Here is a 21,693-nt window from a genome sequence, read left to right on the forward strand (position 1 = left end):
GCTCCTCAGGGCAGGCGCTGGGCGAACAGCCAGTCCCACATCGCGGGATCGGCGTAGGTGGCGTCCCAGGCGTTGTGGTCGCCGTCGGGATATTCGGTGTAGCGGAAATCGGCGCCCACCGCGCGCGCCGCGCGGTGCAGGCGCCGGGCCTCTTCGGCCGGGACCAGGTCGTCGCGCGCGCCATGGAACATCCACGCCGGCACGTGCTCCAGGCGCGCGGCCAGCGCGGCATACGGATCGATCTCGCCGGCCACGGCGGTCACGTACAACGTCGGCCGCGCCGGGCGCGGTGGCCGTACCCCGCCACACACCGGCACCAGCGCGGCGAAGCGCTGCGGCGCCAGCAGCGCCACTTCCCAGGTGCCGTAGCCGCCCATCGACATGCCGGTCGCATAGGTGCGGGCCGGATCGCCGCCGAACTCGGCGCTGGCCGCCTCCAGCGCGGCCAGCGCCATGCGCGCGTTGCCGCCCATCCATTCCTCGCCTTCCGGGACCTGGGGGAAGACCACCAGGGCAGGGAAGGCGGCGGCGTTTGCGCGCAGCCACGGACCCAGGCCGGCCAGGGTCGGCGCCTGGCCATCGCTGCCGCGCTCGCCGGAACCGTGCAGGAACAGCACCACCGGCAGCGGCCGCGGCTGCGCGGCGGCCGGCACGAACACCGAGTAGCGGTAGCTGCGCCCGTCGTGCGCGAGCTCGCGTTGCACGAAACGGGCCGATTCGGGCGGCGGTGCCGTGCGGGGCTGGCACGCCGCCACCAGCACCGCCAGCAGGACGGCGGCGAGGCAGCGCGAGGCGAGGAGCAGGACGGGCTTGGAGCGCATCGCATCGCCGGCGGTTGCAGGGACCGACAGCATAGCCGCAGGTGATCGGCGCCGGCCCGGCGACGGTATTGCGGTCGTCCACACGTTCAGCAGCCTGCTCCAGCGTGCTCTCAGTGCAGCAGGATCAGCGTGGCCAGGCCGAGGAAGCAGAAGAACCCCATCACGTCGGTGACCGCGGTGACGACCACGGTGCCGGCCACTGCCGGATCGATGTTCATGCGCTTGAGCAGCAGCGGCAGCAGCACGCCGGCGGCGGCGGCGGCGCAGAAGTTGAGGATCAGGGCGAGGGCGATCACCACTGACAGCAGCGGGCTGCGGAACCAGACGAAGGCGATGATGCCGACGATGCCGCCGATCAGCAGGCCGTTGATCAGCGCCACCCGGATCTCCTTCCACAGCAGGATCCGCGCGTTGCTGGCGCCGACCTGGCCCAGCGCCAGGCCGCGCACCATCAGGGTCAGCACCTGCACGCCGGCATTGCCGCCGATGCCGGCCACGATCGGCATCAGCACCGCCAGGGCGACGATCTTCTGCAGGGTTACCTCGAACTGGCCGATCACGCTGGCGGCCAGGAACGCGGTGAACAGATTGATGCCCAGCCAGACCACGCGGCCGCGCACGGCGCGCTTGACCGGCGAGAACAGGTCCTCGTCCTCATCCAGGCCGGCCGCGCCCAGCGCCTGGTGCTCGGCCTGCTCGCGGATGATGTCGACCACGTCGTCGATGGTGATGCGGCCGAGCAGGATGTTGTTGTCGTCCACCACCGGCGCCGAGACCCAGTCGTGGTCGGAGAACTGCCGCGCCACTTCCTGCGCGCTCTCGCCCACGTCGATCGCCGGCTGCTCGTCGTCGATCAGGCGGTTGATCGGGGTCGAGTCCTCGTGGGTGACCAGCGCGGCCAGCGACACCCGGCCCAGGTACTGGTGGCGGCGGCTGACCACGTACAGGTGGTCGGTGTGGTCGGGCAGCTCGCCGCGCAGGCGCAGGTAGCGCAGGACCACGTCGACGTTGACGTCGGCGCGCACGGTGACCACGTCCGGGTTCATCAGGCGGCCGGCGGTGTCCTCCGGATAGGACAGGACCTGTTCGAGGCGCTCGCGGTTCTCGCGGTCCATCGACTTGAGGACCTCGTCGATGACCGTGTCCGGCAGGTCCTCGACCAGGTCGGCCAGGTCGTCGATGTCCAGGTCCTCGACCGCAGCGACGATTTCGTCGGTGTCCATGTCCGCCAACAGGCTTTCGCGGACCTCCTCGCCGACATGGACCAGCACCTCGCCGTCGTCCTCCGGATCGACCAGGCCCCAGACCACCTCGCGCTTGCCCGGCGGCAGCGACTCGAGCAGGTTGCCGATCTCGGCCGGGGCCAAGGTGTTGATCAGCCGCCGCACCGGGCCCAGCCGGCCGCTGTCCAGCGCATCGGACAGCAGGCGCAGCTGGCGCGCGGTCTTGTCGTGGCGGACGGCTTCGGCCATGCGCGTCTCCGGTGGCGGGCAGGGGCCGCGGTGGAGGTGCGCGGCGGGTCAGGCGTTCATGGCCGGCATTATCGCCCGCATGTGTTGCATTGGTATAGACCGGACAGGCCTGCTGCCACGCGCTTCTTGTAGGAGCCCAGCCTGCTGGCGACACGGGCGTCAGGTGGACGAGGGTGTCGCTTGTGCCGACGACGTCGGGTCGCCGGCTGAACCCGGCTCCTACAAGGACCCGGCCGCCTGCAGCCAGCGCTCGATCGCGGCGCGGTCGCGCGCCTGCAGCAATTGGCCCGCACGCGAGCGCAGGTCGCCGAGGCGGCAGTCACGGATCGTGCGGCGCAGTTCCAGCAGGCTCGACGGATGCAGGCTGAACTCCTTGAGTCCCAGCGCCAGCAGCAGCGGCGCCAGGCGCGGGTCGCCGGCCATCTCGCCGCACACGGCCACCGGCTTGCCGTGCTGTTCGCCGGCGCCGATCACATGGGCCAGCAGGCGCAGCACGCCCGGGTGCAGCGGCGAGTACAGGTCGCCGAGCGCGTCGTTGTTGCGGTCCACCGCCAGCAGGTACTGGACCAGGTCGTTGGTGCCGATCGACATGAAGTCGACCGCGTCGGCCAGGCCGTGGACGCCGATGGCCGCGGCCGGCACCTCGATCATCGCGCCCAGCGGCGGTGCCTCCACCGCCACCCCGCGCCGGCGCACCGCCGCCACCGCGCGGCGCAGCCGGCGCCGGACCAGCACCACTTCCTCGCGGCAGCTGACCATCGGTACCAGCACCCGCACCGGCCCGTAGGCGGCGGCGCGCACGATCGCGCGCAACTGGGTGTCGAACACGTGGTCGTACAGCAACGACAGGCGCACGCCGCGCACGCCCAGCGCCGGGTTGTCCTCGTTGGCCAGGCTCAGGCCGGTGCGGTCGACCTTGTCCGCGCCAAGGTCCAGGGTGCGGAAGGTGACCGGGCGGCCGCTCATGCCCAGCACCGCGTCGCGGTAGACCTGGAACTGCTCGTCCTCGTCCGGCAGTTCGGTGCGCTGCAGGAACAGGAACTCGGTGCGGAACAGGCCGACTCCGGCGGCGCCGAGCGCATGCGCGCGGGCCACGTCCTCGCGCGACTCGGCGTTGGCGTGCAGGGCGACGTCGACGCCGTCCAGGGTGCGGGTGGGCTTGCTGCGCAGGCGCTCCAGGTCGCGGCGTCCACGCGCGTCCTGAAGTTCGCGTTGGTGGTAGCGGCGCAGGTCGTCCGCGTCCGGATCGACCACGACCTCGCCGGTCTCGCCGTCGACCATCACCACGTCGCCGTCGTTCACCCGCTGCAGCATCCCGGCCGCGCCGACGACCAGCGGCAGGTGCAGGCTGCGGGCGAGGATCGCGCTGTGCGAGAGCGGGCTGCCGGCGGCGGACACGATCGCGACCACGCCCTGCGCCTGCAACTGGGCCAGTTCGGACGGAGCGACGTTGTCGCAGGCCAGGATCTCGCCGGCGGTGCCGCGCGGCAGCGGTTCGCGCCGGTGCAGGTGCGCGTTGATCCGGCCGATGATGTGGTCCAGGTCGTCGAGCCGACTCTTCAGGTACGGATCGTCCATCCGCTCGAACACCGCGGCCAGACGGTCGCGCTGCACGCGCAGGGCGTAGCCGGCCGAATAGCGCTCCTGCCGGATCAGCGTGTCCAGCGCCTGGACCAGTTCCGGGTCGTCGAGCAGCAGCGCGTGCAGGTCGATGAACTCGACCGCCTCCCGCGACAGCGCGCCCTGCAGCTTCTCGCGCAGCGCCCGCATCTCGCCGCGCGCGGCCTCCAGCGCATCGTGCAGGCGCCGCGCCTCGGCCCCGACCTGGGCGGCGGCGACGTGCTGCTCGGCCATCTCCAGCACGTGCGGCAGGCGCACCCGGGCCCGGCCCAGGGCCAGGCCGCGCGACGCGCCGTGGCCGGCGAAGGCCTGCCTCACCGCGGCGCCTCCGTGGACGGGGAGCCGGCGGGCGCGGAAACGACGGACGGCCGAGCGCGTGGACGGCCCGGCGCGCCCATGGTCAGGCGTCCTCGTCGAAGCGGCGTTCGAACAGGGAGGTGATGGCGTCCATGGCGGCGGCCTCGTCCTCGCCGTCGGTGCGCACGGTGATCGGGGTGCCCTGGCCGGCGGCCAGCAGCATCACCCCCATGATGCTCTTGGCGTTGACCTCGCGCCCCTTCGCCTGCAGGGTCACCGCGCAGCGGAACGGCGCCAGTTCCTGCACCAGCTTGGCGGTGGCCCGGGCATGCAGGCCCAGGCGGTTCGAGACGGTGAGTTCACGTTCAAGCATCGTCGATGATCGCTCCATTGCGCGTGCCCGCCGCCGCGGTGGCGGGCAGGTCGTCCAGTCCCTGTTCCGGATAGTTCATGACCCGCAGCAGCATCGGCAGGCTCAGCGCCGCCACCCGCCGCACCGGCGTCCCCAGCCTGGCCACCTTCGCGGCCAAGTTGCTGGGACTGGCGCCGTACAGGTCGGTCAGCACCAGCACGCCGTCCCCGCCGTCGACCCGGCGCAGCGCCGCGGAGGCGGCCGGCAGCAGCTGGTCGAGATCGGCATCGAACGGCACTTCGAAGGCTTCCGCCCGCAGTGGCAGGTTCCGCAGCAGGGCGGTGGCGACCGCCAGCAATGCGCTGCCGACTCCGGGGTGGGTGATCAGGAGAATGCCACAGGCCATGGCGGAAAGTTAACAGAGCGCTATGACCGGCGTCAGCGCGGGGTGTCGCTTTTCCCGCGGCAGGTCCCGGGACGGCCCGGGACAAGCCCGGTCAGGGGCGCAGGGACCGGCACCGCCGGCCCTTGTAGGAGCCCAGCTTGCTGGCGACACAGGCGTCGGGTCGCGGGCAAGCTTGCCAGGGAAGGCGCGCTGGGGGCTCTCCTGTAGGAGCGGGCATGACCGCGACACGGGCGTCGGAACCACGGCGGCGTCGCCTGTGTCGAGGCGTCGGGTCGCGGTCATGCCCGCTCCTACATGGATCCCCCGCCGTGGCTGGAGCGGGCGGCGGCCCGCTCAGTCCTGCTCGCGGTGGTAGGTGGCGACCTGGTCCCAGCCCTGCGCCCGGGCATGGGTGGCCAGCCGTTCGGCCAGGTAGACCGAGCGGTGCTTGCCGCCGGTGCAGCCGAAGGCCACGGTCACGTAGGCGCGGGTCTCGTTGCGCAGCCCGGGCAGCCAGGTGTCCAGGAACCCGGCGACCTGGGCGACGTAGGCCTCCACCTCCGGCTGTGCGTCCAGGTAGTCGCGCACCCGCGCGTCGCGGCCGGTCAGCGGCCGCAGCTCGGCGTCCCAGTGCGGGTTGGGCAGCACCCGCGCATCGAACACGAAGTCGGCGTCGGCCGGCACGCCGCGCCGGTAGGCGAAGGACTCGAACAGCAGCGACAGCCCCGGCGCATGGCTCAGGGCGAATTCGGTGATGACCTGGCGCCGCAGCTGGTGCACGTTGAGCGCGCTGGTGTCGATCACCGCGTCGGCCTCCTCGCGCAGCGGCGTGGTCAGCACGCGTTCGCGCGCCAGCGCGTCGGGCAAAGACAGCCCGAGCCGGCTCAGCGGGTGCCGGCGGCGGGTGTCGGCGAAGCGGCGCAGCAGCACTTCGTCGCTGGCCTCGAAATAGAGCAGCCGCGCGTCCACGCCCAGGGATCCGGCGGTGGTCCGCCATTCGGCCAGGCGGCTCAGGTCGCTGTGCCGGCTGCGCACGTCGATCCCCACCGCCATCCGCTCGGGCAGCAGGCCGTCCTCGCGCATCATGCTGCGCGCGAAGGCCGGCAGCAGTTCCACCGGCAGGTTGTCGACGCAGTAGTAGTCCAGGTCCTCGAAGGTCTTGAGCGCCACCGACTTGCCCGAACCGGACAGGCCGCTGACGATCACCAGCGTGGGCCGCGGCGTGCTCATGTCCCGCGCCGCTCCAGCAGGTTGCTGTGCCGGGCGATGAACATCGCCGCCGGGTCGATGCCCTTGGTGCGCAGGATGTGCAAGCGCGTGGCCGCCTCGGTCAGCACCGCCAGGTTGCGGCCGGGCATCACCGGCAGGGTGATCAGCGGCACGTCCAGGTCGAGCACGTGGCGGGTGCCCGAATCGCCGGTCAGGCGCTCGTAGCCGTGCGGGTTCGGTTCGGTCATCGGCCGGGTGAGGTGCACGATCAGGCGCAGGTACTTGTTCTTCTTCACCGCGGTGTCGCCGAACATCTCGCGCACGTTGAGCACGCCCAGGCCGCGGACCTCCAGCAGGTCCTGCAGCAGTTCGGGACAGGTGCCGTCGAGCACGTCCGGCGCGATCTGGGTGAACTCGGGCGCGTCGTCGGCGACCAGGCGGTGGCCGCGGCTGAGCAGCTCCAGCGCCAGCTCGCTCTTGCCCGATCCGGCCTCGCCGGTGATCAGCACACCGATCGAGTAGATCTCCATGAACACCCCGTGCAGGGTCACCCGCGGGGCGAGGTGGCGGGCGAGGTGGTAGGAGAGGTGGTTGAGCAGCTCGTGGCCGCGGCGCGGCGAGATCCACAGCGGGGTATCGCTCTCCTCGGCGGCGGTGCGCAGGTCTTCCGGACAGGACTGGTTCTTGCTGATCACCAGCGCCAGCGGGCGGAACTGGATGATCTTCTCGATCGTCTCCCAGCGCAGGCGCGCGTCGAGCGAATCCAGCCAGGCCAGTTCCTCGCTACCGAGGATCTGCACCTTGTTCGGGTACACCGCGTTGAGGTAGCCGGCCAGCGAGGGGCGGCGCGCGTTGGTGTCGCCCGATTCGATCCCGCGGTTCTCGCCCTTCTGGCCGGCCAGCCAGCGCAGGCCCAGTTTCTCCTGCTGCTGGTCGAACAGTTCGCGCGCGGTGATGCTGGCGTTCCTCATGCGGCCCGGGCCTCGGCTGGGGGTTCGCGCCGCATTGTGGCCCAAACCGGTGGCGCGTGGGCCACCGGTGCCGTCGGGGCGGGGAGCCTCAGAGGACGTCGGCCACCCGCGGAGCGTGGTGGTCCTGCTGCTTTTCCTTGTGCTTGAGGATCAGCCGGTCCAGCTTGTCGGCCAGCAGGTCGATGGCCGCGTACATGTTCTCGCCCTCGGCGTCGGCGTGCAGGGTGCGGCCGGGCACGGTGAGGTTGGCTTCGGCGTGGTGCGCCGGCTTGCGCAGCCCGAGCTGGACGCGGACCTCGATGGGCTGGTCGAAATGGCGATCGAGGCGCTGCAGCTTGGTCTCGACGTAATCGTTCAGCGCCGGGGTGACCTCCAACTGCTGGCCATAGGTTTCGATGCGCATCATGAACCTCCTTGGTCGTTGCCGCGTTGGCGGCTCCGCCCCAGGCGGGTGCTTCGGTCGTGCCTTCGTCTCAGCCGATCCGGACCCGCTCGTGCGAAGCCGAAATGTTCATGGCTTCACGATACTTCGCCACGGTCCGCCGCGCCACCGGAATCCCGGATTGCTTGAGCAGGTCGGCCAGCTTGGCGTCAGACAGTGGCTTGCGCGGATTCTCGTCGTCGATGAGACGGCGGATCATCGACTGGATGGCGGTGCTGGAGGCCTCGCCGCCGCCGTCGGTGTCGATGCCGGAGGCGAAGAACGCCTTCAGCGGCAGGGTGCCGCGCGGCGTGCGCACGTACTTGCGCGCGATGGCGCGGGAGACGGTGGATTCGTGCAGGCCGACCTCGCCGGCGATCTCGCGCAGGGTCAGCGGGCGCAGCGCCTGTTCGCCGAACTCGAGGAATCCGGACTGCATCCGCAGCAGGCAGCGCATCACCTTGAGCAGGGTCTCACCGCGCGCCTCCAGGCTCTTCAGCAGCCAGCGCGCCTCCTGCAGGTGGCTGCGCAGGTAGCCGGCGTCGCTCTCGCCGCAGCGGCGGATCATCTGCTCGTAGCCGCGATGGATCGATACGCGCGGCATCGCCTGCTGCGACAACGCGACCTTCCAAACTCCGCGCTGGCGCCAGACCACGCAATCGGGGATCACGTAGCTGTCCTGGGCCACCTCGCCGACCTGCTTGCCGGGGCGCGGGTCGAGCGAGCGCACCAGCTGCACCGCCTGCTCTACCTCGTCGACCGGGCAGCGCAGTTCCTGGGCGATGCCGGCGATGCCGCTGCGCGGCAGCCGCTCCAGCGGGCCGTCGACGATGCGCAGCGCCAGTTCGCGGCCGGGCGTACAGTCGGGCAGTACTTCCAGTTGCAGGTGCAGGCATTCGCCCAGGTTGCGCGCGCCGATCCCGACCGGGTCGAAGCGCTGCAGCTGGTGCAGCACGGTCAGGATCTCGTCCTCGCCGGCATGCACCTCCGGCAGCAGGGTCTCGGCGATCGCCGACAGCGGCTCGCGCAGGTAGCCGTCCTCGTCCAGCGCGTCGATCAGCGCCGCACCGATGCGGCGGTCGCGTTCGGACAGGTGCGACAGGTGCAGCTGCCAGAGCAGGTGGTCGGCCAGGTTCTCCGGCTCGGCCATGCGTTCGGCCGCGTCCTCGCGGTCGTCGTCCGTGCCGCCACCACCGCCGCCGCCGCTGCCACCTTCCCAGCCGCCCTCGTCGGGCATCCAGTCGTCGTCGCGCCGGTCGTGGACCTCGTCGGCGCCGTCGCCGGCCTCCGTGGGCGCCTCGGCGGACTTGCCGTCGGTGGGCGTCGGCGCATCGTAGGGAGCGTCCTCGGTCCACTCCAGCAGCGGATTGGTCTCGATCGCCTCGGCGACCTCGGCCTGCAGTTCCAGGGTGGACATCTGCAACAGGCGGATGGCCTGGCGCAGCTGCGGCGTCATGACCAGGTGCTGTCCGAGCGATGTCTGCAGCCGTGCCTTCATGTCCCTACCAGGTATGGATCGACGGGACTGCTGGCTGGGGGGAGGGTTCCAGGACAGGAACCTACAGGCGGAACTGGTCCCCCAGGTAGACCCGGCGCACGTCCGGATCGGCCAGCAGTGCGTCCGGCGCCCCCTGCGCCAGTACGCTTCCCTCGGCGAGGATATACGCCCGGTCGCAGATTCCCAAGGTCTCGCGCACATTGTGGTCGGTGATCAGAACCCCGATGCCGCGGTTCTTGAGGTGGGTCACGATGCGCTGGATCTCGCCGACCGAGATCGGATCGACGCCGGCGAACGGCTCGTCCAGCAGCATCAGCCGCGGCCGGGCGGCCAGCGCGCGGGCGATCTCGCAGCGGCGGCGCTCGCCGCCGGACAGGCTGGCGCCGAGCTGGTCGGCGACGTGGCCGATCTGCAGTTCGTCCAGCAGCGAGGACAGCTCGCGCTCGATGCCGTCGCCGTCCAGGTCCTGGCGCAGCTCCAGCACCAGGCGCAGGTTGTCGGCCACGCTGAGCTTGCGGAACACCGAGGCTTCCTGCGGCAGGTAGCCCACGCCCAGGCGGGCGCGGGTGTACATCGGCTCGGCGGTGATGTCGCGGCCGTCCAGGACGATCCGCCCGGCGTCGGCGGCGACCAGGCCGACGATCATGTAGAAGCAGGTGGTCTTGCCGGCGCCGTTGGGGCCGAGCAGGCCGACCACCTCGCCGGCGTCCAGGCTCAGGCCGAACTCGCGCACGACCTCGCGCTGCTTGTAGCGCTTGCGCAGGCCTTCGGCGACCAGCATCAGTTGCCGCTCCCGGGCTGGGGCGCAGCGTTGCGCGGCTGGATCACGGTGCGCACGCGGGTGCCGTCGCCACCGCTCTGCATCTGCCCGGTGCCCAGGTTGTAGACCATTTTCTGGCCGCTGTTGCTGCCGCGCGGCGACTCGACCTGGAAGTTGCCGGTCAGGGTCAGCAGGTCCTTGCGCGGTTCGAAGACGATGCGGTCGGCGCGCGCGTTCATCGTGGTGCCGTCGTCCATCTGCTGCTTCATGCTGGCCTGCTTGCCGGTCAGCAGCACCTGGTCGATCTCGCCGTTGCGCTGCACGATCTCGGCGCGGTCGGCGCGGATGTCCAGCGTGCCCTGGGTGATGACCACGTTGCCGGTGAACACGCAGCGCGCATTCGCCTCGGCCTGGTTGCAGTCCGACTGGTCCGAGTCCAGCGTCATCGGCTGGTTGCGGTCGGAGGCCTTGGCCAGGGCCAGCGCCGGCAGCAGCGCGGCCGACAGGAGGGCCGAGCCCAGCAGGATCCGCAGGCTAGCGGCGCGTGGGAGGGTCATAGCGGGTCTGGACCTGGGATAGGAGCTGGTATTGCCGGGTCTGGAGGTTGGCCTGGAAGCCGACGCCGGTCTGCATGATACCCGGCCGGGTCAGGGTGACGCGGTCGTCGGTGCGGGCCAGGTGCTGGTCGGGGAGCAGTTCGAGCCGATCGGTGCGGAAGGTGGTCGGGACGGCGTGGCCTTCGGCGCTGTCGCCCGCCACGTTCCCTTCCAGCCGGGCGAGGCTGGCGTCGGCATTGACCCAGCCCCGGTCGGCGCGCAGTTCCCAGCCGCCTTCCTCGCCGGGCATGAGGAACAGCGGCTGGACGATGGCCACGCTCTCGTCCTCGCGGTTGCGCTGCAGTTCGGGGGCCTGCAGCCGCAGCGACTCGGTGCCGTCGTCGCGCAGCACCACCAGTTCGAAGTCGCGCAGGACGTAGTCCGAGCGCTGCCCGACCGTGGCCGGCGGCTCGCTGCGGTCGCGCATGCGCCAGGCCGACCAGCCGGTGGCGATCGCCGCCACCAGCAGGACCAGGCCCAGGCCGGTGCGCCAGCTCATGCGCGGCTTCCGTCGTGCGCGTGCGCGCCGCGCAGCAGGGTCTCGACGTGGCCCTGGGCGGCCAGCAGCACGTCGCAGACCTCGCGCACCGCGCCTTCGCCGGCGCGGGCGCGGGTGCGCCAGTGCACGATCTCGGCGATCCAAGGGTGGGCGTTGGCCGGCGCCACCGCCAGGCCGACGGCGCGCAGGCAGTCCAGGTCGGGCAGGTCGTCGCCGACGAAGGCGGTGCGTTCGCGGTCCAGGCCGTGGCGCGCAGCCAGAGCGTCCATGCACGACAGCTTGTCCTTGACCCCGATGTGGGTCTCCAGCCCCAGTTCGGCGCCGCGCTTCTGCGCGACCACGCTGTGCCGGGCGGTGATCAGCGCGACCTGGAAGCCGAAACGGCGCAGCAGGGTCAGGCCCTGGCCGTCGAGCACGCTGAAGGACTTCAGTTCGCTGCCGTCGCTGTCGAAGTACAGGCGGCCGTCGGTCAGGGTGCCGTCCACGTCCAGGCACAGCAGGCCGATGCGCGCGGCGCGTTCGCGGATGTCGGCATCGACGTGGGCGAGGGGGTCGTAGGGCACGGAGGGACCTTGCTGGAATGGGCCGTTAAACCACGCGCGCACGCAACAGGTCGTGAATGTTGAGCGCACCGACCGCGCGGTTGTCGGCGTCGACCACGATCAGGCCGTTGATCCGGTGCTGCTCCATCAGGTGCGCGGCTTCGGTCGCCATCCGCCCGGCACGGACGGTGCGCGGGTCGCGGGTCATGACCTCGGCGATCGGGGTCTGGCGCACGTCAACGCCGTGGTCCAGGGCGCGGCGCAGGTCGCCGTCGGTGAATATGCCCAGCAGCGTCCCGGCGTCGTCGACCACCGCGGTCATGCCCAGGCGCTTGCGGCTCATCTCCACCAGCGCCTCGGCCACGCTGGCGCCGGCGCCGACCCGCGGCAGCGCCTCGCCGGCGTGCATGACGTCGTCGATGTGCAGCAGCAGGCGCCGGCCGAGGCTGCCGGCCGGGTGCGAGCGGGCGAAGTCGTCGGCGGTGAAGCCGCGCGCTTCCAGCAGCGCGACGGCCAGGGCGTCGCCCAGGGCCAGGGTGGCGGTGGTGCTGGAGGTCGGCGCCAGGTGCAGCGGGCAGGCCTCGGCCGGTACCGATACGTCCAGGTGCACGTCGGCCTCGCGCGCCAGGCTCGACTGCGGGCGGCCGGTCATCGCGATCACGGTGTTGCCCTGGCGGCGCAGCGCCGGCAGCAGCATCAGGATCTCGTCGGATTCGCCGGAATAGGAGATCGCCAGGACCACGTCGGCGTCGGTGATCATGCCCAGGTCGCCGTGCCCGGCCTCGCCCGGATGGACGAAGAACGCCGGCGTGCCGGTGGAGGCCAGGGTCGCGGCGATCTTGCGCGCGATGTGCCCGGACTTGCCCATGCCGGTGGCCACCACCCGGCCGCGGCCGGCCATCACCAGCGCGCAGGCGCGGGCGAAGTCCTCGCCGATGCGCGCGCCGACCGCCGCCAGCGCCTGGCCCTCGATCTCGAGCACGCGGCGGCCGCTGGCGACCAGGCCGGCCGGGTCGGCGACTGCGGGAACCGGCGCGGCAGGTGCCGCCGGAAGGGGGGACTGGCTCATGCGGGCTCGGTCCGGAGCGTCCGGATTCGCTAGAATGCGGGGCTTCATTCTAGGCCAAGCGCTCCATGGACGCCGACACCATCCGCCGCATGATCGAGGACGGCCTACCGGGCGCCCGCGCGCAGGTACAGGGCGACGACGGCGTCCACTTCGAGGCCACGGTCGTTGCCGAGGCCTTCCGCGGCAAGCTGCCGCTGGCCCGCCACCGCATGGTCTACGCGACCCTGGGCGAGCTGATGGGCGGGGCGATCCACGCCCTGGCCCTGAAGACCGTCACTCCCGACGAGGCGGCCTGAGCCCGTCCCCGCCGCCATTCCCTTCCGGATCCCCATGCAGAAGATCGTAGTCAGCGGCGGCGCGCCGCTCCGTGGCGAAGTTGCCATTTCCGGCGCCAAGAACGCCGTCCTGCCCATCCTGTGCGCGACCCTGCTGGCCGACGGGCCGGTGGAGATCCTCAACGTCCCGCACCTGCACGACGTGGTCACCACGATCAAGCTGCTGGGCGAACTGGGCGCCGGGGTGGAGTTCGACCAGGGCACGCTCTCGCGCGGCAGCAGCCTGGTGGTGGACCCGCGCAGCGTGGACCAGCACGTGGCGCCGTACGAGCTGGTCAAGACCATGCGCGCCTCGATCCTGGTGCTCGGGCCGCTGCTGGCGCGCCACGGCGCGGCCGAGGTGTCGCTGCCGGGCGGCTGCGCGATCGGCTCGCGCCCGGTCGACCAGCACATCCGCGGCCTGCAGGCGCTGGGCGCCGAGATCGCGGTGGAGAACGGCTACATCAAGGCCCGCGCGCCACGCCTGAAGGGCGCGCGCTTCGTGTTCGACATGGTCACCGTTACCGGCACCGAGAACGTGATGGCCGCCGCCGCCCTGGCCGAGGGCACCACGGTGCTGGAGAACGCGGCGATGGAGCCGGAGGTCGTCGACCTGGCGGAGTGCCTCAACGCGCTCGGCGCGCGGGTCGAGGGCGCCGGCACCTCGCGGATCACCATCCACGGCGTCGAGCGCCTGTCCGGTGGCCGCCACACCGTGCTGCCGGACCGGATCGAGACCGGCACCTTCCTGGTCGCCGCGGCGATGACCGGCGGCTGCGTCACCGCGCGCCGCGCGCGCGCCGACACCCTCGATGCGGTGCTGGTCAAGCTGGCCGAGGCCGGCGCGGAGATCTCCACCACCGCCGACAGCATCACCCTGGACATGCACGGCAGGCGGCCGCGGGCGGTGGGCCTGACCACCGCGCCGTACCCGGCGTTCCCGACCGACATGCAGGCGCAGTTCATGGCGCTCAACTGCATTGCCGAGGGCGTGGGCGTGATCAGCGAGACGATCTTCGAGAACCGTTTCATGCACGTCAACGAACTGCTGCGCCTGGGCGCGGACATCCAGGTCGACGGCCACACCGCGATCGTGCGCGGGGTGGGGCGGCTGAGCGGGGCGCCGGTGATGGCCACCGACCTGCGCGCCTCGGCCTCGCTGATCCTGGCCGGCCTGGTCGCCGAGGGCGAGACCACGATCGAGCGCATCTACCACCTGGACCGCGGCTACGAGAACATCGAGGAGAAGCTCGGTGCACTCGGCGCGCGGATCCGCAGGGTGGCCGGCTGATGTTGCTCAAGGGCAAACTGACGCCGCGCCGCAAGCTGCTACTGGGGATCCTGGCGGCGCTGCTGCTGGCCATCGGCTGGGCAAGCTGGGCCGGCATGGCGGCGACCCGCGGCATCGAGACGCGGGAGATGGACTGGAACCAGGACGGGACGGTCAGCCGCGGCGAGATCGCGCAGGCGTTCTACGCGGTCGCCGCGACCCGCACGCGCGAGGGCGCGCGCGAGTGCACCACCTTCCGCTGGTACCGCAGCGGCGAGGTGATCCGGGTCGACTGCAGGACCGTGTTCGACAGCGAGGTCCCCGCCAGCCAGTAGCTGCGCGAGGCGGTTCGGACGGGGCGTCGCTGCGGCTCTTGGGGCAAAAGCGCTGGCTTCGGTCGGGCGTGCTGTAGGAGCAAAAGCGTCGGCTTCGGACGGGGCCGCCGTCCCCCAGGGGTCTGGCGCATCGCTCCGCTGCGGCGTCCTGCCTCCGAGTCGCGACCGCAGCACATCCCTGTGCTGCTTGCGCCAGCCCCCTGGGGGACGACGTCCTCGGGCGGCGTTGCGGGCTCGGCTTCGACCGGTGGAGCGGGAGGCAAGGGCAAAAACAGGAGCATCCCTCCCAGGCGCTCCCTCGCCTGTGACGAAAGGGAGTGGGTAGAACCTGTAGGAGCCCGTCTTGCGGGCGACACGAGCGTAGGGGTCAGAAGGCGTCGCCTGGTCCGATGACATCGGGTCGCCGATGAATCGGCTCCTACAACAGCCACGGCGAGGCTTCCTTGGGAGCCCACATAGGCGACACGGGCGTTGGGGGGACGAGAGCGTCGCCTGTGCCGGCGCTGTCGGGTCGTCGGCAAGACCGGTTCCTATAGCAGCCGGGTCGCAACGTGCGACGGCATTCGGCGTCGAACGGAGCCAGGAACCAAAAGCGCCCCGAAGACGTGGCAGGCCGGGTGTGTTGCGGCAGCGGCCATGGATGGCCGCGTCGGCGAGTCGGCACACGGATGTGCCGCCGAGACGACCGCAACACACCCGGCCTGCCGCGGCTCAGCCCGAAGCCGACCACACCCGGCGCTCTTGCGGTTGCCTTCGCCTTTGCCTTGCCTTGGGTCGCCGTGGCCCGCCCCCTGCAACGGGCCAAGAACCAGATGGGCGGCTCAGCGCACCGAGCGCACCGTCAGGTCGATTGTATCCATCCCGTTCTCGCGCTGGAGCACCCGCGCCGGCACCGGCATGTCCGGGACGATCCATACGAACATCTCGCGCTTGTCGGTCCGGCGCACCACCTTGGTCGCCTCCTTGCTCACCCCGCCGACGCTGATCTGCTCCTTGCCGACCACGTCCCAGCGCATCGGCCGGACCCGTCCCTCGTCGACCAGGCGGTAGTTCAGCGGCTTGCCGGCGGCCAGGTCGCGGGCCACCGCCAGGTTGATCAGCAGCGCGTCCATGTCGCCGGGCTGCAGCTTCACCGGGCCGCGGCGGTCGGGCTTGACGTCGCCGCTCCAGGTCGCCTGCGCGGTGGTCCAGTCGTAGTTGGCCTCCACCGCCTTCTTCTTCACCAGCGCGGTGGCGCGGTCGCTGCTGCTGAGTGGGCGCAACTGACCCTGGTGTTCCTCGAACACGGTGCTCTGGCTGATGTCGGCCAGCTGGTTGCGGATGTTGAGGCTGTACTTCCAGCGGTTGCCGCCGGCGGATTCGAGCTTCATGTTGCCGGTGGCCTGCATGCCCAGGTAGCTGGCCTGATAGTCGGCGGTGAATGGCTCCAGCGCCGCGGCGCGGGCGTCGCCGGCGGACAGCGCCAGCAGCAGGGCCAGGGCGGCGGGGGCGGTACGGGTATGGATGCTCATCTTGTTCAGGCTCCTCGGTATTCCACCAGGCGCAGGTCGATCTCGTCCTCGCCCTCCTTTCGTTGCAGGATCCGGATCGGCGTGGGCACGCCGCTGGCGACCCAGAGCACGGTCTGGTCGCCGTCGTCGGCGGTGCGGGCCACGCGCAGCGCGTCGTAGCTCATGTCGCCCACGGCCATGGTCTCAGGTTCGGTCGCCGCCTGGTACACGTGCGCACGCGCGCGGCCGAGGTCGACCATCCGGTAATGCAGCGTGGCGCCAGGCTGCGCATCGCGCATGATCGCCAGGTTGATCAGCAGGGCGCTCATGTCGCCATGCTGCAGCGGCAACGGCTGCCGCCGCTGCTTCTTCAGGTCGCCGTCCCAGCGCGCCTGCATCGCCGACCAGTCGTAGACGCCGGTGATCTGCCTGCCGAACAGCAGCGCCTTGCGCACGGTGGCCTGGCTCAGAGGCCGGTAGCCACCATCGACCGTATCGAACACGGTGGCCTGCTGCACGTTCAGCCGCGCCAGCCCGGCGATGCCGCGCTCGCCGTGGAGGGTGAGGTCGATCCGCCAGCGCGCGTCGCCGTCGCGGACCAGTTGCATGGTCGCGCTGCCGGCCGGCTTGCCCTGGTAGTGGGCTTCGTAGGTGGCCACGAACGGCTCCAGCGCCAGCGGCGGGGATAGCTCGGCCGGCGGCTCCGCCAACGGCTGCGCCGCCACGGGAGCGGCAACCGCCAGGCAGGCGGCGAACAGCGGGAAGCGGAGGAATGGCAGGCGGAGGTGCATTCGGACGGCGGACCAGGGAAACGGGACCAGCATGCCCGGAACGCGGTGTCAGCTTCGTGATCCCGGGTGCAGGATTCCGCTGGAATCTAGTTGCAGTGGACTAAACAGGGTCTGACCATCCAGCCGGACCTGACCGCCGCGTTCAGCCAGCCGGCCCGCGGTGGCCAGCGCCATCACCGCCACCACCAGCCGATGTTCCAGCGGCAGCAGGCGTGCGGCCAGGCTTTCGGGCGTGTCGCCGGCCAGCACCGGGATGCGCACCTGCGCCGCCACCGCCCCCGAATCCAGTTCCGGCACGACGAAATGCACGCTGGCGCCGTGTTCGTCGTCGCCCGCCTGCAGTGCGCGGGCATGGGTGTGCAGTCCCTTGTAGCGGGGCAGCAGCGACGGGTGGACGTTGAGCAGGCGTCCGTCGAAACGGCGGACGAAGGCGTCGCCGAGGATGCGCATGTAGCCGGCGCAGAACACCCAGTCGGGCTCGGCGGCGTCCACCGCATCGGCGAGCGCGGCGTCGAAGGCGGCGCGGTCGGGGAAGGTGCGCGCCTCGGCGCTCCAGCGCAGTTCGGGGGCGACGCGCTCCAGAGCGGCCGCGGCCGGGCGGTCGGAGAACACGCCGACGATCTCCGCGTCGAGGGCGCCGGCGGCGATGGCGTCCAGCAGCGCCTGCAGGTTGCTGCCGCGACCGGACACCAGCACGGCCAGGCGCGGCTTGCGTCCGGTCGCGGGCATTGCCTGGCGGGCCTCAGCCGATGCGGACGCGTTCGCCGTCGCCGGCATGGCGAACGACCTGGCCGATGGCGCGGTGCGCCAGGCCCTGCGCGTCGAGGCCGGCGGACACCGCCGCCAGCGACGCCTGCGGCACCACCAGCACGAAGCCGACGCCGCAGTTGAAGGTGCGCCACATCTCCGCGTCGGCCACCGCGCCCTCGCGCTGCAGCCAGTCGAACACCGGCGGCAGGACGATCGCGGAGGCCTCGATCGCCAAACCCAGGCCGTCGGGGACGACCCGGATGATGTTCTCGGTCAGGCCGCCGCCGGTGATGTGGGCCATGGCGTGGATCGCCTCGCCGTGTTCGCGCAGCAGCGCCAGCACCGGCTTGACGTACAACCGGGTCGGCGCCATCAGCGCGTCGGCCAGGGCCACGCCGCCGATGGACAGGTCGGCCGGGCGGCCGGCGCGGTCGTAGACCCGGCGGATCAGCGAGTACCCGTTGGAGTGCGGACCGGACGAGGCGATGCCGAGCAGCACGTCGCCCTCGCGCACCTTCGCCCCGTCCAGCAGCTGCGACTTCTCCACCGCGCCCACGGCGAAGCCGGCCAGGTCGTATTCGCCGGGCGGGTACATGTCCGGCATCTCGGCGGTCTCGCCGCCGATCAGGGCGCAGCCGGATTCCTCGCAGCCGCGCGCGATGCCGCCGACCACGGCCACGGTGGTGTCCACGTCCAGCTTGCCGGTGGCGAAGTAGTCGAGGAAGAACAGCGGCTCGGCGCCCTGCACCAGGATGTCGTTGACGCACATGCCGACCAGGTCGATGCCGATGGTGTCGTGCCGGCCCAGCTGCTGGGCCAGCTTGAGCTTGGTGCCGACGCCGTCGGTGCCGGAGACCAGCACCGGCTCGCGGTACTTGCCGGACAGGTCGAACAGCGCGCCGAACCCGCCCAGCCCGCCCATCACCTCGGGGCGGAAGCTGCGCCGGACCAGCGGCTTGATCCGCTCGACCACTTCGTTGCCGGCGTCGATGTCCACGCCCGCGTCGCGGTAGGTCAGGGGGGCGGGCGTCGGGGTCTGGCTCACGTGCGGGGCCTGTGCGGGAAGGGGCGGGAAAGCGCGCATTCTAGCAGTCGCCCCGCCCGCGCCCGCGTCGTCGCAGCACCGGCGGGGACGGGTCGATTGGCGCGCTGGCGGCATTCGGGCAACAATTCGCCGTGATCCCCCGTCCCGTCGCCCGCCGAGGAAACCGCATGCGAGCCAGCCGCGCCTTCATGGGCCACGCCTTGATGGGGCTGTCCCCGATCCTGTGGCTGGGCCTGGCGCTCGGCCTGGCCGCCGGCCCGAGCTGGGCGCAGGAGGGGCTGCGCACCGAGGGCGACGTGGCCAGCGCGCAGGGCCTGTACGCGGCCGAGGTGCCGGTCAACAGCCAGACCACCGAAGCGCGCGAGTCCGGTTATGCGCGCGCGCTGGCGCAGGTGCTGGAGAAGCTGTCCGGCGACGCCGGCGTGGTCAACCGGCCGGGCGTGGCCCAGGAACTGCGCAACGCCCGGGCCTACGTGGACAGCTACGACTTCCGCCAGGACCAGGGCGTCTCGCCGGCCGGCGCGCCGACCTTCCGGACCATGCTGGTGGTGCGTTTCGTGCCCGAGGCGGTGGATTCGATCGCCGCCGCGCTGGGCCTGCCGGTGTGGCCGCAGCCGCGGCCCAAGCCGGTGCTGTGGCTGGCGATCGACGACGGCAGCGGCCCGCGGTTGCTGAGCGCCGCCCAGGTCAACGCCGCGCGCAGCGTGCTCGACCGCGCCCAGGAGCGCGGTTACCGCCTGGGCCTGCCGGCCGGCGGCGCGGCCGAGCAGGCCGCGGTCGGCGCGATCTGGCGCAACGACGCCGCGGCGGTCGCGCGCGCCTCGGCGCGCTACAGCCCGCCGATGCAGCTGATCGGCAAGCTCTACCGCAGCGGCGCCGGCTGGACCGCCGACTGGACCTTCGTCGATTCGGGCCGGGTGCTGGCGACCCGCTCGGTCAGCGACGGCGACGCCCGCCGCGCCATCGCCAGCGGCGCCGACGTGGCCGCCGACGCACTGGTCCAGCGCTACGCCAAGGTGCCGCTGTCGGAGCCGGCCGGCACCTACCGGGTCGCCTTCAGCGGGCTGCGCAACGCCGAGGACTACCTGCGGGTGTCGGCGATGCTGCAGCGGATGCCGGTGGTCCGGCGGATCGCGCCGGCCCGCGCCGATGGCGACCGCGCCGAATTCGACCTGGACCTGCTCACCGGCATGTCCGGCTTCGAGCGCATGCTCGGCGCCGACGCGCCGGTGGTGGCGGTGGAAGGCGCGCCGGCGGAGTACCGGATCCGATGAGCGCCCATCGCGAAGAGACGCCCGAGCACGAAATCGCCCATTTCCTGCGCCAGCTCAAGTGGCTGGCGATCGCCGCGGTCTCGGTGTGGCTGGTCTGGATGCTGGCGCCGATCCTGACTCCGTTCGTGCTCGGCGCGCTGCTGGGCTGGCTCGGCGACCCGCTGGTGGACCGGCTGCAGCGCCGCGGCTATTCGCGCAACCTCGCCGTGGTCGTGGTGTTCGCGCTGATGACGCTGGTGCTGGTGCTGGGGCTGCTGATCCTGGTGCCGCTGCTGGAGCGGCAGATCACGACCCTGATCAAGGCGCTGCCCGAGTACCGCGACTGGTTCCTGCAGACCGCATTGCCCTGGCTGGAGCAGAAGACCGGGCTGGACCTGCTGGTCTGGCTGGACACCGACCGCCTGATCGAATGGGTCCGCGACCACTGGGCCCAGGCCGGCGGCTTCGCCGCCTCGCTGTTCGGCTACCTGTCGCGCTCGGGCGTGGCGATGATCGCCTGGATCGCCAACATCGTGCTGTTGCCGATCCTGACCTTCTACTTCCTGCGCGACTGGGACGCGCTGGTCGCGCGCGTCGCTGCGCTGATCCCGCGCGACCACATCGACACGGTGTCGCGGCTGGCGCGCGAGTCCAACGACGTGCTCGGCGCGTTCCTGCGCGGGCAGTTCCTGGTGATGATCGCGCTGGGCCTGATCTACGCGGTCGGCCTGTCGCTGGTCGGGCTCAAGCTGGGCCTGCTGATCGGCATCATCGCCGGCCTGATCAGCTTCATCCCCTACCTGGGCGCGTTCACCGGGGTGATCCTGGCGGTGTTCGCCGCGCTGGTGCAGGCGCAGGGCTTCGACCTGAAGCTGCTGTTGCTGGTCGGCGTGGTGTTCACCGTCGGCCAGCTGCTGGAGAGCTACGTGCTGACCCCGCGCATCGTCGGCGACAAGATCGGCCTGCATCCGGCAGCGGTGATCTTCGCGATCATGGCCGGCGGCCAGCTGTTCGGCTTCCTCGGCATGCTGCTGGCGCTGCCGGTGGCGGCGGTGGCCAACGTGCTGCTGCGCTTTGCCAACGAGCGCTACCGGCAGAGCGACCTGTACACCGGCGAGCACGTGGCGATCGTGCTCGACCCCTACGTCGATCCGAATTCGTTGGAGCAGGCCGCCGCGCGGAGGCCGGAGCAGCCGTGAGCGCCGCATCCGGGGCCGGCACGCCCCAGCTGCCGTTGTCGTTGCGCTATCCGCCCGACCAGCGGCTGGAGAGCTTCGTCGGCGCGCCTGCCGGCGCGGTGGCGCAGCTGCAGGCGCTGGCGGGCATGCCCGGCGCCGACTGGCTCTACGTCGAGGGCGCCGCCGGCAGCGGCAAGACCCACCTGGGCCTGGCCGTGTGCGCGGCAGCGGAACAGGCCGGGCGCCGCGCCGCCTATCTGTCCCTGCGCGTGGCGGCCGGCCGCCTGCGAGAGGCGCTGGAGGCGCTGGACACGACCGACGTGGTCGCGCTCGACGGCCTGGAGGCGGTCGCCGGCGACCGCGCCGACGAAGTGGCGCTGTTCGATTTCCACAACCGCGCGCGCGCGGCCGGGCGCGGCGTGCTCTACCTGGCCGCCAGCGCCCCGGCGGCGCTGGCGCTGGTCCTGCCCGACCTGCGCTCGCGCCTGGGGCAGTGCACCCGCATCGCCCTGCGCGCGCTGGACGACGACGGCCGCCGCGAGGTGCTGCGCGACCGTGCCCGCCGCCGCGGGCTGGTACTGGAGGACGCGGCGATCGACTGGCTGCTGACCCGCACCGATCGGGACCTGGTGCAGCTGCTGGCATTGCTGGAGCGGATCGACCGCGAATCGCTGGCCGCGCAGCGGCGGGTCACCGTGCCGTTCCTGCGCGGCATGCTCGGCCCGGGCTGACGGCGCCACGCGGCCTCGCGGAAA

Annotated in this window: 24 protein-coding genes; 6 read left to right on the forward strand and 18 right to left on the reverse strand. The window is 71.7% G+C overall.

The window, feature by feature from the left end; translation table 11 throughout:
* Nucleotides 1-5: 5 nt before the first annotated feature.
* The 14 genes from WQ53_RS13340 to WQ53_RS13405 all read right to left on the reverse strand — a co-directional run bounded on the left by WQ53_RS13340 (nt 6) and on the right by WQ53_RS13405 (nt 12,512).
* The gene (locus WQ53_RS13340; RefSeq protein WP_052634090.1) at nt 6-821 is read right to left on the reverse strand and encodes a dienelactone hydrolase family protein; all 816 of its coding nucleotides are present in this window, start codon (nt 819-821) and stop codon (nt 6-8) included.
* A gap of 110 nt (nt 822-931) precedes the next feature.
* Nucleotides 932-2,293 (reverse strand): magnesium transporter, encoded by a 1,362-nt coding sequence (mgtE, locus tag WQ53_RS13345; RefSeq protein WP_052633188.1) that lies wholly within the window; start codon nt 2,291-2,293, stop codon nt 932-934.
* A gap of 219 nt (nt 2,294-2,512) precedes the next feature.
* Nucleotides 2,513-4,231, reverse strand: a complete 1,719-nt coding sequence (ptsP, locus tag WQ53_RS13350; protein WP_052633192.1) for a phosphoenolpyruvate--protein phosphotransferase — start codon at nt 4,229-4,231, stop codon at nt 2,513-2,515.
* A gap of 82 nt (nt 4,232-4,313) precedes the next feature.
* Nucleotides 4,314-4,583 carry an HPr family phosphocarrier protein gene (locus WQ53_RS13355; RefSeq protein WP_052633195.1) on the reverse strand — a complete coding sequence of 90 codons (270 nt, stop codon included), beginning with the start codon at nt 4,581-4,583 and terminating at the stop codon, nt 4,314-4,316.
* Nucleotides 4,576-4,968 carry a PTS sugar transporter subunit IIA gene (locus WQ53_RS13360; protein ID WP_052633196.1) on the reverse strand — a complete coding sequence of 131 codons (393 nt, stop codon included), beginning with the start codon at nt 4,966-4,968 and terminating at the stop codon, nt 4,576-4,578. The genes WQ53_RS13355 and WQ53_RS13360 overlap by 8 nt, the downstream gene beginning before the upstream one ends.
* A 333-nt stretch (nt 4,969-5,301) precedes the next feature.
* Nucleotides 5,302-6,177, reverse strand: a complete 876-nt coding sequence (gene rapZ, locus WQ53_RS13365) for an RNase adapter RapZ (RefSeq protein WP_052633198.1) — start codon at nt 6,175-6,177, stop codon at nt 5,302-5,304.
* Nucleotides 6,174-7,127: an HPr(Ser) kinase/phosphatase gene (hprK, locus tag WQ53_RS13370; protein WP_052633200.1), complete on the reverse strand. Its 954-nt coding sequence runs from the start codon at nt 7,125-7,127 to the stop codon at nt 6,174-6,176. Before hprK ends, rapZ begins: the two co-directional genes overlap by 4 nt.
* Before the next feature lie 88 nt (nt 7,128-7,215).
* Nucleotides 7,216-7,530: a ribosome hibernation-promoting factor, HPF/YfiA family gene (gene hpf, locus WQ53_RS13375; RefSeq protein ID WP_052633202.1), complete on the reverse strand. Its 315-nt coding sequence runs from the start codon at nt 7,528-7,530 to the stop codon at nt 7,216-7,218.
* A gap of 70 nt (nt 7,531-7,600) precedes the next feature.
* Nucleotides 7,601-9,046 carry an RNA polymerase factor sigma-54 gene (locus tag WQ53_RS13380; RefSeq protein ID WP_052633204.1) on the reverse strand — a complete coding sequence of 482 codons (1,446 nt, stop codon included), beginning with the start codon at nt 9,044-9,046 and terminating at the stop codon, nt 7,601-7,603.
* Nucleotides 9,047-9,107: 61 nt separating this feature from the next.
* On the reverse strand, nt 9,108-9,827 hold the full coding sequence (gene lptB, locus WQ53_RS13385; protein ID WP_052633206.1) for an LPS export ABC transporter ATP-binding protein: 720 nt from the start codon (nt 9,825-9,827) through the stop codon (nt 9,108-9,110).
* Entirely contained in the window at nt 9,827-10,363 is a 537-nt protein-coding gene (gene lptA, locus WQ53_RS13390; protein WP_052633208.1) for a lipopolysaccharide transport periplasmic protein LptA, read from the reverse strand. Before lptA ends, lptB begins: the two co-directional genes overlap by 1 nt.
* Complete coding sequence (gene lptC, locus WQ53_RS13395) at nt 10,341-10,901, reverse strand: LPS export ABC transporter periplasmic protein LptC (protein WP_052633210.1); 561 nt, start codon at nt 10,899-10,901, stop codon at nt 10,341-10,343. The genes lptA and lptC overlap by 23 nt, the downstream gene beginning before the upstream one ends.
* A complete protein-coding gene (locus WQ53_RS13400) occupies nt 10,898-11,464 on the reverse strand; it encodes a KdsC family phosphatase (RefSeq protein ID WP_052633212.1) in 567 nt (188 codons plus the stop codon). The genes lptC and WQ53_RS13400 overlap by 4 nt, the downstream gene beginning before the upstream one ends.
* 25 nt (nt 11,465-11,489) lie before the next feature.
* Entirely contained in the window at nt 11,490-12,512 is a 1,023-nt protein-coding gene (locus WQ53_RS13405; RefSeq protein WP_052633214.1) for a KpsF/GutQ family sugar-phosphate isomerase, read from the reverse strand.
* A 65-nt stretch (nt 12,513-12,577) separates the two neighbouring features.
* On the opposite strand from WQ53_RS13405, the gene WQ53_RS13410 reads away from it, so the two are divergent.
* The 3 genes from WQ53_RS13410 to WQ53_RS13420 are packed head-to-tail and all read left to right on the forward strand — an operon-like array spanning nt 12,578 to nt 14,431.
* Nucleotides 12,578-12,808, forward strand: coding sequence for a BolA family protein (locus WQ53_RS13410; protein ID WP_052633216.1), 231 nt, complete (start codon nt 12,578-12,580; stop codon nt 12,806-12,808).
* Between the two features lie 34 nt (nt 12,809-12,842).
* Entirely contained in the window at nt 12,843-14,117 is a 1,275-nt protein-coding gene (gene murA, locus WQ53_RS13415) for a UDP-N-acetylglucosamine 1-carboxyvinyltransferase (protein ID WP_052633218.1), read from the forward strand.
* Entirely contained in the window at nt 14,117-14,431 is a 315-nt protein-coding gene (locus WQ53_RS13420; protein WP_052633220.1) for a hypothetical protein, read from the forward strand. The genes murA and WQ53_RS13420 overlap by 1 nt, the downstream gene beginning before the upstream one ends.
* Before the next feature lie 821 nt (nt 14,432-15,252).
* Here the strand turns inward: WQ53_RS13420 and WQ53_RS13425 are convergent.
* The 4 genes from WQ53_RS13425 to purM are packed head-to-tail and all read right to left on the reverse strand — an operon-like array spanning nt 15,253 to nt 18,480.
* Nucleotides 15,253-15,942 (reverse strand): DUF3108 domain-containing protein, encoded by a 690-nt coding sequence (locus WQ53_RS13425; RefSeq protein WP_082113035.1) that lies wholly within the window; start codon nt 15,940-15,942, stop codon nt 15,253-15,255.
* Between the two features lie 5 nt (nt 15,943-15,947).
* Nucleotides 15,948-16,712: a DUF3108 domain-containing protein gene (locus tag WQ53_RS13430; RefSeq protein WP_082113036.1), complete on the reverse strand. Its 765-nt coding sequence runs from the start codon at nt 16,710-16,712 to the stop codon at nt 15,948-15,950.
* A 48-nt stretch (nt 16,713-16,760) separates the two neighbouring features.
* On the reverse strand, nt 16,761-17,441 hold the full coding sequence (gene purN, locus WQ53_RS13435; RefSeq protein WP_052633222.1) for a phosphoribosylglycinamide formyltransferase: 681 nt from the start codon (nt 17,439-17,441) through the stop codon (nt 16,761-16,763).
* A 13-nt stretch (nt 17,442-17,454) separates the two neighbouring features.
* Entirely contained in the window at nt 17,455-18,480 is a 1,026-nt protein-coding gene (gene purM, locus WQ53_RS13440) for a phosphoribosylformylglycinamidine cyclo-ligase (protein ID WP_162488670.1), read from the reverse strand.
* A 230-nt stretch (nt 18,481-18,710) separates the two neighbouring features.
* Between purM and WQ53_RS13445 the strand changes: the two genes are divergently transcribed.
* Genes WQ53_RS13445 through hda form a run of 3 tightly spaced genes read left to right on the forward strand, consistent with a single transcriptional unit; the run spans nt 18,711 to nt 21,669 of the window.
* Nucleotides 18,711-19,781 (forward strand): DUF2066 domain-containing protein, encoded by a 1,071-nt coding sequence (locus tag WQ53_RS13445; RefSeq protein ID WP_052634093.1) that lies wholly within the window; start codon nt 18,711-18,713, stop codon nt 19,779-19,781.
* Nucleotides 19,778-20,959 (forward strand): AI-2E family transporter, encoded by a 1,182-nt coding sequence (locus WQ53_RS13450; RefSeq protein WP_052633226.1) that lies wholly within the window; start codon nt 19,778-19,780, stop codon nt 20,957-20,959. Before WQ53_RS13445 ends, WQ53_RS13450 begins: the two co-directional genes overlap by 4 nt.
* Nucleotides 20,956-21,669: a DnaA regulatory inactivator Hda gene (gene hda / locus WQ53_RS13455; protein WP_052633228.1), complete on the forward strand. Its 714-nt coding sequence runs from the start codon at nt 20,956-20,958 to the stop codon at nt 21,667-21,669. Before WQ53_RS13450 ends, hda begins: the two co-directional genes overlap by 4 nt.
* Nucleotides 21,670-21,693 lie beyond the last annotated feature (24 nt).

This window comes from Pseudoxanthomonas suwonensis (genome assembly GCF_000972865.1).
In the GTDB taxonomy this organism is placed as follows: Bacteria; Pseudomonadota; Gammaproteobacteria; order Xanthomonadales; family Xanthomonadaceae; genus Pseudoxanthomonas; species Pseudoxanthomonas suwonensis_B.

Bases quoted from the DNA above. Each gene is read 5' to 3' on its own strand.
- WQ53_RS13340 (WP_052634090.1), bottom strand. From the start codon at position 821: ATGCGCTCCAAGCCCGTCCTGCTCCTCGCCTCGCGCTGCCTCGCCGCC.
- mgtE (WP_052633188.1), bottom strand. From the start codon at position 2,293: ATGGCCGAAGCCGTCCGCCACGACAAGACCGCGCGCCAGCTGCGCCTG.
- WQ53_RS13355 (WP_052633195.1), bottom strand. From the start codon at position 4,583: ATGCTTGAACGTGAACTCACCGTCTCGAACCGCCTGGGCCTGCATGCC.
- WQ53_RS13360 (WP_052633196.1), bottom strand. From the start codon at position 4,968: ATGGCCTGTGGCATTCTCCTGATCACCCACCCCGGAGTCGGCAGCGCA.
- rapZ (WP_052633198.1), bottom strand. From the start codon at position 6,177: ATGAGCACGCCGCGGCCCACGCTGGTGATCGTCAGCGGCCTGTCCGGT.
- hprK (WP_052633200.1), bottom strand. From the start codon at position 7,127: ATGAGGAACGCCAGCATCACCGCGCGCGAACTGTTCGACCAGCAGCAG.
- hpf (WP_052633202.1), bottom strand. From the start codon at position 7,530: ATGCGCATCGAAACCTATGGCCAGCAGTTGGAGGTCACCCCGGCGCTG.
- WQ53_RS13380 (WP_052633204.1), bottom strand. From the start codon at position 9,046: ATGAAGGCACGGCTGCAGACATCGCTCGGACAGCACCTGGTCATGACG.
- lptB (WP_052633206.1), bottom strand. From the start codon at position 9,827: ATGCTGGTCGCCGAAGGCCTGCGCAAGCGCTACAAGCAGCGCGAGGTC.
- lptA (WP_052633208.1), bottom strand. From the start codon at position 10,363: ATGACCCTCCCACGCGCCGCTAGCCTGCGGATCCTGCTGGGCTCGGCC.
- lptC (WP_052633210.1), bottom strand. From the start codon at position 10,901: ATGAGCTGGCGCACCGGCCTGGGCCTGGTCCTGCTGGTGGCGGCGATC.
- WQ53_RS13405 (WP_052633214.1), bottom strand. From the start codon at position 12,512: ATGAGCCAGTCCCCCCTTCCGGCGGCACCTGCCGCGCCGGTTCCCGCA.
- WQ53_RS13410 (WP_052633216.1), top strand. From the start codon at position 12,578: ATGGACGCCGACACCATCCGCCGCATGATCGAGGACGGCCTACCGGGC.
- murA (WP_052633218.1), top strand. From the start codon at position 12,843: ATGCAGAAGATCGTAGTCAGCGGCGGCGCGCCGCTCCGTGGCGAAGTT.
- WQ53_RS13420 (WP_052633220.1), top strand. From the start codon at position 14,117: ATGTTGCTCAAGGGCAAACTGACGCCGCGCCGCAAGCTGCTACTGGGG.
- WQ53_RS13425 (WP_082113035.1), bottom strand. From the start codon at position 15,942: ATGAGCATCCATACCCGTACCGCCCCCGCCGCCCTGGCCCTGCTGCTG.
- WQ53_RS13430 (WP_082113036.1), bottom strand. From the start codon at position 16,712: ATGCACCTCCGCCTGCCATTCCTCCGCTTCCCGCTGTTCGCCGCCTGC.
- purN (WP_052633222.1), bottom strand. From the start codon at position 17,441: ATGCCCGCGACCGGACGCAAGCCGCGCCTGGCCGTGCTGGTGTCCGGT.
- WQ53_RS13445 (WP_052634093.1), top strand. From the start codon at position 18,711: ATGGGGCTGTCCCCGATCCTGTGGCTGGGCCTGGCGCTCGGCCTGGCC.
- WQ53_RS13450 (WP_052633226.1), top strand. From the start codon at position 19,778: ATGAGCGCCCATCGCGAAGAGACGCCCGAGCACGAAATCGCCCATTTC.